At 64.5% G+C, this 9,250-nt stretch carries 7 protein-coding genes, 1 tRNA gene and 3 pseudogenes; 3 read left to right on the top strand and 8 right to left on the bottom strand.

What is annotated here, in order from left to right; translation table 11 throughout:
* The 4 genes and pseudogenes from EOA28_RS14420 to EOA28_RS14405 form a co-directional block, all read right to left on the bottom strand.
* A pseudogene (locus EOA28_RS14420) lies at nt 1-463 on the bottom strand (molybdate ABC transporter permease subunit); the annotation flags it as partial.
* Between the two features lie 65 nt (nt 464-528).
* Nucleotides 529-1,557 carry a sulfate ABC transporter substrate-binding protein gene (locus EOA28_RS14415; RefSeq protein ID WP_127252527.1) on the bottom strand — a complete coding sequence of 343 codons (1,029 nt, stop codon included), beginning with the start codon at nt 1,555-1,557 and terminating at the stop codon, nt 529-531.
* Nucleotides 1,558-1,766: 209 nt separating this feature from the next.
* Nucleotides 1,767-2,519 carry a M15 family metallopeptidase gene (locus EOA28_RS14410; RefSeq protein ID WP_245501523.1) on the bottom strand — a complete coding sequence of 251 codons (753 nt, stop codon included), beginning with the start codon at nt 2,517-2,519 and terminating at the stop codon, nt 1,767-1,769.
* A 208-nt stretch (nt 2,520-2,727) separates the two neighbouring features.
* Nucleotides 2,728-3,177 (bottom strand): annotated as a pseudogene (locus EOA28_RS14405) (penicillin-binding protein 1C); the annotation flags it as partial.
* A gap of 280 nt (nt 3,178-3,457) precedes the next feature.
* Here EOA28_RS14405 and EOA28_RS14400 point away from each other — a divergent pair.
* From EOA28_RS14400 to EOA28_RS14390, 3 genes are all read left to right on the top strand, one after another.
* Nucleotides 3,458-4,204, top strand: coding sequence for a response regulator (locus EOA28_RS14400; RefSeq protein ID WP_127252203.1), 747 nt, complete (start codon nt 3,458-3,460; stop codon nt 4,202-4,204).
* Nucleotides 4,201-5,445 carry an ATP-binding protein gene (locus tag EOA28_RS14395; protein WP_127252202.1) on the top strand — a complete coding sequence of 415 codons (1,245 nt, stop codon included), beginning with the start codon at nt 4,201-4,203 and terminating at the stop codon, nt 5,443-5,445. The genes EOA28_RS14400 and EOA28_RS14395 overlap by 4 nt, the downstream gene beginning before the upstream one ends.
* A gap of 149 nt (nt 5,446-5,594) precedes the next feature.
* Nucleotides 5,595-5,888: a hypothetical protein gene (locus tag EOA28_RS14390; protein WP_127252201.1), complete on the top strand. Its 294-nt coding sequence runs from the start codon at nt 5,595-5,597 to the stop codon at nt 5,886-5,888.
* Between the two features lie 107 nt (nt 5,889-5,995).
* Here EOA28_RS14390 and EOA28_RS14385 read toward each other — a convergent pair whose 3' ends face one another.
* The 4 genes and pseudogenes from EOA28_RS14385 to EOA28_RS14370 form a co-directional block, all read right to left on the bottom strand.
* Nucleotides 5,996-6,247: a hypothetical protein gene (locus EOA28_RS14385; RefSeq protein ID WP_128314982.1), complete on the bottom strand. Its 252-nt coding sequence runs from the start codon at nt 6,245-6,247 to the stop codon at nt 5,996-5,998.
* Between the two features lie 136 nt (nt 6,248-6,383).
* A tRNA-Glu gene (locus EOA28_RS14380) sits at nt 6,384-6,458 on the bottom strand.
* 472 nt (nt 6,459-6,930) lie between these two features.
* Nucleotides 6,931-8,103 carry a YcbK family protein gene (locus tag EOA28_RS14375; RefSeq protein ID WP_245463313.1) on the bottom strand — a complete coding sequence of 391 codons (1,173 nt, stop codon included), beginning with the start codon at nt 8,101-8,103 and terminating at the stop codon, nt 6,931-6,933.
* A 326-nt stretch (nt 8,104-8,429) separates the two neighbouring features.
* Nucleotides 8,430-9,250: pseudogene (locus EOA28_RS14370) on the bottom strand (alpha/beta hydrolase); the annotation flags it as partial.

Raw genomic sequence — 9,250 nt, 5'->3', positions numbered from 1 at the left:
GCGCCACGATGATGCCGAGCGGGGTGTAGGCGACCTTGAGGCCGAGCGGCATCAGCAATTTGCCGAGCCAGCCGGTCGGTGCATAGAGCGTGGTCAGCGCGATACCGGCGACCGCGGTGGGCAGCGCGAAGGGCAGGTCGACCATGGCGTCGACGACGCGGCGGCCGGGGAAACGGTAGCGGACCAGCACCCAGGCCACGAGCGTGCCGAACACGACATTGACGGCGGCCGCGATGAAGGCCGTGCCGAAGCTGATTTCGAGCGCCTTGAGGGTGCGCCGGTCGGTGGCCAAGGCCCAGAAATCGGTCCAGCCGAGCGCGGCCGAACGCCAGATCAGCCCCGAGAGCGGGATGAGGATGATGAGCGTGAGGTAGGCAAGCGAGAAGCCGAGCGTCAGTCCGAAACCCGGAATGACACTCGGCTGTCTGAATCGCCACCCCGCGTGAGCGGGTGCTGTGGTCATGCTGTTCTGGATCGTCCCTTCTTACTCAACCAGATTGCAGTCGCCAGTTTTCGAGGCCCGGCCTCTCACTGCGCCGGCTTGTAGATCTGGTCGAATATACCACCCTCCCCGAAATGGTAAGGCTGCGCCTTCTTCCAGCCGCCGAATTGCGGGTCGTCGATGGTGACGAGCTTGATAGCAGGCAGTTTGGCGAGGTCCTCGGCCGGAACCAGTTCGGGCTTGGACGGACGATAGTGGTTCTTGGCGATGATGGTCTGGCCTTCCTTCGAATAGAGCCAGGAAAGATAGGCCTCGGCCACCTTGCGCGTGCCTTTGGCGTCGACATTGGCGTCGACGACGGCGACGGGCGGCTCGGCCAGGATCGAGGTCGGCGGGTAGACGATGTCGAAATTGTCGGCGCCGAATTCGTCGAGCGCCAGATAGGCGTCGTTCTCCCAGCCGATCAGGACGTCGCCCAGGCCCTTCTGAGCAAAGGTGACGGTCGAACCGCGCGCGCCGCTGTCGAGCACCGGGGCGTTGGCATAGAGCTTGGCGACGAATTCCTTGGTCTTGGCCTCGTCGTTGCCGTCATGCGCGTTGGCGTAGGCCCAGGCCGCCAGGTAGTTCCAGCGCGCGCCGCCGGAGGTCTTCGGGTTCGGCGTGATCACCTGGACGCCGTCCTTGACCAGATCGCTCCAGTCGTGGATGCCCTTGGGGTTGCCCTTGCGCACCAGGAAGATGATGGTCGAGGTGTAAGGTGCTGAATTGTTTTCGAATTTCTTGCGCCAGTCGGGATTGATCTTCTTCGACTTCGAGACGATGGCGTTGATGTCGCCTTCGAGCGCCAGCGTCACCACATCGGCGTTGAGGCCGTCGATCACCGCACGGGCCTGGGCGCCCGACCCGCCATGCGACTGCTGGATGGTGACCGTCTCGCCGGTCTCGGCTTTCCAGTGCGCCGCGAAGGCCTCGTCATAGGCCTTGTAAAGCTCACGTGTCGGATCGTAGGACACGTTCAAAATGGTCGTATCGGCAAACGCGAAACCGAGCGTGCCGAACTGGACAGATGTGGCGACCAGCGCGCCGAGCAGTTTCCTGAAATGAGGTTTGGTCATTCCCGCCTCCGTTGAACTGCTGCGAACTCTAGCGAGTTTATAGAATTTAGATGCATTGAATGTTGCCTTTTTCGCCTCCTAGAAGCAATTTTTCGCCGTATGTCCGTCGCTCGAAGAAATATCTTCCTCAAGCCGGCGACACCATGAATCCTTGCCAGCCCGCCTAATTAGAACCGGCGACGGTTTGGGCAAGGCTGGATGGTTCCCGGTTAAGGCGCTGTGACCGGAAAATCGAAGCGCTGTTTTGGAAAAGGCTCTTTGGCGAGGGTGAAGTGCCACCATTCGCGCGCGTAGTTGCGGAAGCCAGCGGCGTGCATGGCGGCAAGCAGCATCTTGCGGTTCGCCGCCGCTTCGGCGGGGAGCGGGCGGTGCGCCGTCTCGCTCATCGGATCGAAGCAGTCGAAACCGGTGCCGAAGTCGAGCGTGTCGCCGTCAGGCGCGCCGCAGGCCGGGTGAACCGCGCTGGTGGCGTCGGCGATAGCGAGGTCGAGGGTCGAGCCGCGCGAATGGCTGGACAGCTCGCCGATATAGCCCTTGGCGATAAGATCGCCACGCCGGACGGTCGGATACCACTGCGGATCCGGCGGGCCCGCTTCTCGCGTCCATCGGACCATATCGGCGACGGCTCGTGCGGGCCGGTAGCAGTCGAAGACGACCAGCGTCAGGCCTCTGGCGGCCACGACTTTCTGGACGCTGGACAGCGCCTTCGCCGCTTGCGTGGTCAGTACGCAGACGGGCGCGTCATAGCCGTCGACCTTGCGGCGCAGGAAGTTGTCGCGGCCGGCGTAGCGGATGTCCTGGCGGATGGTCGGATCGACATCGGCCAGCCTGACGAAGCCGGGGGGCAGAGGATCGGCAAGGGCTGGGGTGGGAGTTGCGGATAGGAGGGCTAGGGCTGCGGCCAGAGCAACTCCTAATGGAAAGGTATGGCGCGAGGCCCCCCTCTCTGCCCTGCCGGGCATCTCCCCCTCACGGGGGAAAGGCAGTTTGGGCGCCGCGCTCGTGCTTCCTGCGTTGAAGACTAGCGAAAGCGCCGAAGCGAATAATCTCCCCCCTTGAGCGGGAGATGGCCGGCGGGCCAGAGAGGGGGGCCTCGCACCGGACATCAGTGGAGAAGCTCCGCGCGCCCATCCCTCGAGAAACGCAATCCCCAGATCGCCTGCCGGTGTTCTACTCAACGAAAACCTTCACGCTGGCAGCGCGGCCGGCGGCGTCGATTACCGTCAGCGTCGAATAGCCGGTGCCGTCGGGCTGCCAGGTCGCGGTGCGGCGGCGGTCGATGCCGGCGAGCGGCCTGCCGTTGGCGAGCCAGCGGAACGGCGCGCGGCCGCCCTGCAGCTTCAGCACCAGCGGCGTTGCGTCGGCTGAGTTGGTGCCGAGGTCTACGCGGGCGCCATTGGGCGGGAAGATGATGGTCGGCGCCGGCTCGGCGGCGGTGGCCTGCACCAGGCCGTCGGCGCCGGCGCCGAAGCGGGCGAACGTCACCGGCAATTCTTCGCGCTTGGGATTGAAGACACCCGGCGGCCGGCCGGGCAGCGGCACGCTGGCGAGGCCGGAACGGACGAAGCCTTCGAACAGGATGGGTGCGGCGGAGACATAGCCCGACAGGCCGGGGACGGCTGGGCGGCGAACACCGGATGGACGGCCGCGACCGAGAACAGGCCGAGCGCCAGAAGTCTGCTTCGCATGACGTGATCCTTTCCTGCATGCTTCGGATGCCGGGAGAATAGGAAGCGTCTTTTGCCGCTTTGCTTCGGCGCGTTGCCGAAGGTTTCCAGAAAAAGGAGATTTGTTTCCGAATATTTCCGGCGGGGTTTTGGAAACGTTCCGTTGCAATTTTCCATGCCGCTTGGCGGCGTCGCTCCCTATAATCAGGAACGAAAAGGCAAGCGGGCCAAGAATGCAGGCACAACCCCACATCCTCGTCGTGGACGACGATCGCGAGATCAGGACGCTGCTCGGGCGCTATCTCGACGGGCAGGGCTTTCGCGTGTCGGTGGCGGCGGACCGGCGCGAATGCGAGCAGAAGCTCGGCTCCGGCCAGTTCGACCTGATCGTGCTCGACGTCATGCTGCCGGACGGCTCCGGTCTCGACATCTGCCGGAGCCTGCGCGATCGCAAGCCGCACATTCCGGTCATCCTGCTGACAGCGCTGAAGGAAGATGTCGACCGTATCATCGGCCTGGAGCTCGGCGCCGACGACTATCTCGGCAAGCCGTTCAACCCGCGCGAGCTTTCGGCCCGCATCCGCGCGGTGCTCAGGCGCTCGGCGCCGGAAGAAGCCGCCCCGCCCAAGGTTCGCGTCTATCATTTCGCCGGTTACAGGCTGGAGCCGGACACGCGAAAGGTGATGGATGCCGATGGCGCCCTGGTCGACCTGACCGGCGCGGAGTTCGATCTGCTGCAGGTCTTTCTCGATCGGCCGGGACGGCTTTTGTCGCGCGACCAACTGCTCGATCTGACGCAAGGGCGCGAGCGCGAGCCGCTCGACCGGTCCGTCGACGTGCTGATGAGCCGGCTGCGGCGGAAATTCGCCGAAGCGGGCGAGGAGGCATTGTTCAAGACCGTGCGCAATGGCGGCTATCAACTGACGGCACGGGTCGAGACGGCGGAGTACCGCGTCCCGACAACGGATGTCGAGCCATGACTTCGCTGCGCCGTCGGCTGATCATCCTTTTGGTCGCGTCGATCCTGGGCGTGGTCGGGCTTGCCACCTTTGTCGCCGTCAAGGTGCTCGGCGGGCCGTCGCCGGAGCTGACGATGGGGCCGCTGGCGCACCAGATCCAGTATATGATGCAATTGGTTCCAGGCCACGTGCCGAGCAGCGGCGATGCGCCGGTGACGATCAGCGATCGTCCGGCGCCCGGTTTCGAGGACCGCAAGCACACGCGGGTGCTGAACGACATGCTGCGCCAGAACGGTCTCGATGTTTCGGCGGTCGTCAGCCGCAGGGCCGGGCAACCCGGGATGATCGCCTCGGTCGCTTTGCCTGACCATCGCTGGATGATCGTCGATGTTCCCGACGTGGGCCCGCCGCGCGATGTCTGGTACGGGTTCGCCGGCTGGATGGCCTTGATCGTGCTCGGCGCCACGCCGGTATCGATCTATTTCACCGGCGTGCTGGTTCGGCCGCTGGAAATGCTGGAAACCGCCGTCAGCAAGATCGGCTCGGATGGCATGCTGGCGACTTTGCCGGAGAAAGGCTCGGCCGAGGTGAGGGCCACCGCCCATGCGCTTAACGAGCTGTCGGCAAGACTGAAGACGGCGATGGAAAGCCGCATGCGCCTAGTCGCGGCGGCCGGCCACGATCTCAGGACGCCGATGACCAGGATGCGGCTCCGCGCCGAATTCCTCGAGGAGGATCGCGAGAAATGGCTGAGCGACCTCGACGAGCTCGACCGTATCGCCGACAGCGCCATCCGCCTCGTGCGCGAGGAGGTCAACCAGGACGCGGTTGAGCCGGTGGCCCTGGACGCGCTGGTTCGCGACATCGAGGTCGAAATGGTCTCGCTCGGCCATGCGGTGACGATCGACCATCTCGACCATGTGTTCGTCAAGGCCGGCGCGCTCGGCTTGCGCCGGGCGCTGCGCAACCTGATCGTCAACGCCGCCACGCATGGCAAGAGCTGCACCATCGCGCTTGCGCGGCGAGGCGGCCAGGCGGTTCTCACCATCGCCGACCGCGGCGCCGGCATTCCGCCGGACCTGTTGAACAAGGCCTTCGAGCCGTTCTTCCGGGTCGATCCGGCGCGCACGCAGTTCATCCCGGGCGCGGGGCTGGGTCTCGCCATCGCCAAGGAGATCATCGAGCGCTATGGCGGCTCGATCACGCTGGAGAACCGGCCGGGGGGAGGGCTGCTGCAGACAGTGGTTTTTGCAACAGCCTGACCTCGGACGTTGTTTGTCCTCGGGCAATTCCAGGGTCTGGCGCGGGGTTTCAACTGCTTTTCAAGGCTTTGCTCGCTGCATCGTGACCACACCGCTGTTGCGAACCGGTGTCGCAAGATGCGAATTTGCCGATTTGCGAGGATGCCACCATGCCCATAGGCAAGATTGCGTTTTGCGCGGCAGCGATGATCGTTGCCGCCACAAACTTCGCCGATGCACGACCCGACACACGCACAATGACCTGCGCGCAGACCCAGGCGCTGATCCAGAGCCGGCATGCGGTGGTACTGACCACGGGGGCGAACACATATGAGCGCTATGTCCGCCAATTCGGCAATGAGTGCGATGCTCCCTATGTGCCGATGGTCGACTATGTTCCGGCCAGTGACGGTCGTTGCATGGTCTATCGGTGCGAAGAGCCGGCGCCGATGGTTCCGGATTGATCTGAGACTTCCGCTTCGTTCTGCTGGGCGCCTGCTTTTTCTGAGCTTCAAGCGACCTGACGACGGCGATGGCCTTCTGTTTTCCGCCACCGAGCGCCCGCCGCCGCTCACTTGACCTTCTTGATCTCCGGGCCTGACGGCTGGTCGGTCGCTGGAGCCGGCGTGCAGTCCTGCCCCTTGCACTCCAAAGCGGGGTCGTTCCTCGGCGGCAGGCAGTTCTGTCCCTCGCAGTGAACGGGCGGCAGCTGTTGCGCCGCGTCGCCGTTCGGCTGAGCGGGCGGATCCTCGGCATGGATGGGCTGCAGCCCGGCCAGGCCGGTCATTGCCGCGCATAAGAGAACTGTCCGAAGCAGGTTCATCCGCGCCTCCATGGCGAGGCAGAACTCTACACCGTCTGATCGCTGCCAACATGCGTCACCCAACAACGCCGTTAATGACGCGTTTCGGCCCGGTGAGCGCGAGGTGCCGGATTCGGCCGTTCAGGGAGGATAAGACTGGTACGCCCAAGGGGAATCGAACCCCTGTTACCGCCGTGAAAGGGCGGTGTCCTAACCGCTAGACGATGGGCGCGCTCAGACGAAGCGGCTTATAATTGCGTTGTCGCCAACCGGCAACCCATCTGCCGCCACATGCGACAACTTTTTTCAAAAGGCTGCAAAAGCCGGCTTTTCGGGGCAGGGCAGGGTTGCGGCCGCATTCGGTCACGCACCTCTGGAGATTGGCTGGGAGGCCAGTCGCGGTCGTCATTCCATGGCGGAGCAAGGAGCGAAGCGACGCGCGCAGACCATAGAATCCATTCCGTGACGCTGACGTATCGCATCGGTGCAGAATCTGCGCCGCTCTACCCTACGGTTGAGGTAACGGCATGGATCCTCGGGTCTGCGCGTCCGCTTCGCTCCTGCCCCGCCCGTGGATGACGAAGTTCAGTAAGCTTCAGCCAATCGCGAACGTCGCTGACGGTTTGTCGAAACAAACGACGGCGTCGGCGGTGATCGGCTCTCAATCGGTCAACCCGGCTATGCGCACTGGGCAAAGCCGAGTATCAGCCGTCCTCGCCGCCGCCGCTGCGGCGACGGCAGCGCCAGTTCCAGTCGCGCTCGGGACCGACGTCGATATGGACGGATTCGGTGTGGCAGTAGGTGCCGACGCCGCCGCGGCCGGGCATCGAGCGGACGTAGCTCGCCAGTTCCCACTTCGAGACGCCGGGCAACTGGATGTCGGCGGCGGCGCAGTACATGTGCAGCGAGTTCTTGGCGCCGTTGGCGCGGCGGTTGCGCGAGGGGTCGCGGTAGCCGGAGGTGACGACCATCTTGCGGCCGAAATGGCCTTCGATCGTCTTCAGCACCCGCACCAGCGACGGTTTCAGACAAGCGACGTCGACGCTTTCGTTCTGCTTCAGAAGGCCGTTGGGCGCGAGTCTTGCCATGCCGGCGGCCGAGGCCACCTGGTAGGAACCGCCGCCGCCCTCATCCTCGTTGAGGTCGACGTCGCTCTCATCGTCAATGCCGGACTTGCGCTTGATCTCGAACAGCGCGGTCTGGCGCACGCCGGGAAGGGCGTCGGCGCCGGTGATGTGATAGCTCGGGTCGTCCAGCGAGGCGAGCTGCACTGGCTTCGCGGCGGGTGTCGCGGAGGCCAGCTCAACGATCGGCTTGGCAGGGGCGGGCGCGGCAGTTGCGGTCTTGGCCTGCGCCGCCGGTTGGTCGCTGGAGCGCGAATTGATCAGCGGCGCGGGCGCGGCCGAGGCCGGCGTGGTGCTGAACAGCGAGGCAAACAGGCTCTTCTTCGGCGCGGCGACCTGCGGCTGCGCCGGCTCGCCCGCGGTCACATAGACGCCGTTGCTCATGGCCTGCGTGGTCGCCTGCGCCTTGGACGCAATGGCGGCGGCATCGCCGGCGGCGACCTGCTGGGCGACGGCTTGTGTCTGTTCCGCCGTCTGCGCCGGCTGAACCAGAGGTTGCGGCGTGTTGCCGGCAATTGCGGCGGCGCCCGTGGGCACGGCGACGTCAGGGAAGGCGGCTTGCGGCCGCGTCTCCGGCACATAGGCGACCTTCTCGGGCAAAGGCGTGTCGCCTTCGCTCATCACGGTCGCTGCCGCATCGGTGGTCGCGGATGCCACTTGGGCCGACGAATCGGCGGTTGTTGCCGTCTTGCCGCCGGACGTCGCGCTCATTTCGGTGGCGGTTGAATTGTAGGCGGGCGAAACGACCGACATCGTCGGGTCGCCGGTCGATGTGCAGGAGGCCAGAAGCACGGAGAAAAGCGCTGCCGCTATGCTGCGACCTTCCCTTCGTGCAAGACGCCAACCTACTGATTTCAAAATAAATTCCCCCTCGGCATCCGGTCGGTCCGTCATCGCCGCGCCACTCCAGCATCGCGCCGCGATAACCCTCCTGTTCCCAACCGGAAACGGGACATGTGTCGAATCTGCAAGCCTCGGAATTAATCTGCGTCGGAAGGTGATTTGAGGCCGTGAAACGATTGACGCCACCATTTCGCCCTGTTTTGGCGGCCCGTCAACTCACCAGACATTACAGTCCGTTACACACGCACCTTGACATAGGTGCCCGGCGCATCTCCCAAGGTTTTCATACGCTTGCCCGGTTTCCGGGCGGGCACGCGGATGTTGTCCTGGTTCTCGATCCAGTGCTGCCAGTGCGTCCACCAGGACCCAGGATGCTCATGCGCCGCGGCGAGCCAGGCGTTGAAATCGCCCACCGGCTTGCCGCCGGTCCAGTACTGATACTTCCTGGCGGCAGGCGGGTTGACGACGCCGGCGATGTGGCCGGAACCCGCCATCACATACTCGACGTCACCGCCGAAGAAGCGCGAGCCCAGGAACACCGAAAGCGCCGGCGCGATGTGGTCTTCCTTCGTGGCAAGGTTGTAGACGGGGATGGTGATGTCGGCCAGCGAGACCGTGCGACCGGCCAGCTCCATCGTGCCGCGCGAGAGATTGTTCTCTAGATAGCAGTTGCGCAAATAGAAGGAGTGGTTGGCCGCCGCCATGCGCGTGGAATCGGAATTCCAGTAGAGCAGGTCGAAGGGCAGGGGCTCCTTGCCGCGCATGTAATTGTTGATGACATAGGGCCAGATCAGGTCGCCCGAGCGCAGCATGTTGAAGGCGGTGGCCATCTTGGTGCCTTCGAGATAGCCCTTCTCGCTCATCGAGCGCTCGACCGCGGCGACCTGGTCCTCGTCGACGAAGACCTTGAGGTCGCCGGCATAGGTAAAGTCGACCTGGGTGGTGAAGAAGGTGGCCGATTTGATGCGATGATCACCTTCCTGCGCCAGCAGCGCGAGAGCCGCGCCAAGCAACGTGCCGCCGACGCAATAGCCGATGGCGTTGACTTCCCTCTCGC

This window comes from Mesorhizobium sp. M2A.F.Ca.ET.067.02.1.1 (assembly GCF_004023285.1).
GTDB lineage: Bacteria > Pseudomonadota > Alphaproteobacteria > Rhizobiales > Rhizobiaceae > Mesorhizobium.
Note: the sequence above shows the minus strand (reverse complement) of the source record. Positions and strands in the feature narration are given on the sequence as shown.

What these genes read in the sequence shown, in the direction of transcription:
- EOA28_RS14410 (WP_245501523.1), bottom strand. Translation starts at nt 2,519, where the DNA reads ATGCCCGGCAGGGCAGAGAGGGGGGCCTCGCGCCATACCTTTCCATTA.
- EOA28_RS14415 (WP_127252527.1), bottom strand. Translation starts at nt 1,557, where the DNA reads ATGACCAAACCTCATTTCAGGAAACTGCTCGGCGCGCTGGTCGCCACA.
- EOA28_RS14375 (WP_245463313.1), bottom strand. Translation starts at nt 8,103, where the DNA reads ATGTCGGTCGTTTCGCCCGCCTACAATTCAACCGCCACCGAAATGAGC.
- EOA28_RS14390 (WP_127252201.1), top strand. Translation starts at nt 5,595, where the DNA reads ATGCCCATAGGCAAGATTGCGTTTTGCGCGGCAGCGATGATCGTTGCC.
- EOA28_RS14385 (WP_128314982.1), bottom strand. Translation starts at nt 6,247, where the DNA reads ATGAACCTGCTTCGGACAGTTCTCTTATGCGCGGCAATGACCGGCCTG.
- EOA28_RS14395 (WP_127252202.1), top strand. Translation starts at nt 4,201, where the DNA reads ATGACTTCGCTGCGCCGTCGGCTGATCATCCTTTTGGTCGCGTCGATC.
- EOA28_RS14400 (WP_127252203.1), top strand. Translation starts at nt 3,458, where the DNA reads ATGCAGGCACAACCCCACATCCTCGTCGTGGACGACGATCGCGAGATC.